This is a genomic window from Pseudoalteromonas sp. GW168-MNA-CIBAN-0100, from assembly GCF_040309225.1.
Classification (GTDB): domain Bacteria; phylum Pseudomonadota; class Gammaproteobacteria; order Enterobacterales; family Alteromonadaceae; genus Pseudoalteromonas; species Pseudoalteromonas arctica.
Genome location: NZ_JBEOOL010000557.1, coordinates 1 through 272, shown reverse-complemented (window position 1 = coordinate 272; position 272 = coordinate 1). Strand labels below are relative to the sequence as shown.

At 43.8% G+C, this 272-nt stretch carries 1 protein-coding gene; it reads right to left on the bottom strand.

Features of this window, described 5'->3' with window-relative positions; translation table 11 throughout:
• Positions 1-272 (bottom strand): response regulator (locus AAEY62_RS22410; RefSeq protein ID WP_350636611.1); only part of this gene is annotated, 272 nt, incomplete at both ends.

The window sequence follows — 272 nt, the reverse complement described above, 5'->3', positions numbered from 1 at the left end:
GCTTTGGAAAGTAAGCCTGAAAGCCTGCGTCAGAATAGCGCTGAGCCCCCTCTAAGCCTGCAATACTGGTCATCATTACTAATGGCATATGTTTGTAATCTGCATGCGCTTTTAATACTTCACATAACTCTATGCCATCCATGCCGGGCATTTGCATGTCTAATACAGCTATGTCATACATGCCCTGATTGTTTTTAACTCTATTTTCACAAATTAGCAGCGCATGTTCGGCATTATTTGCCAGCTCAACATTAGCTCCCCAGTGCTTGAGC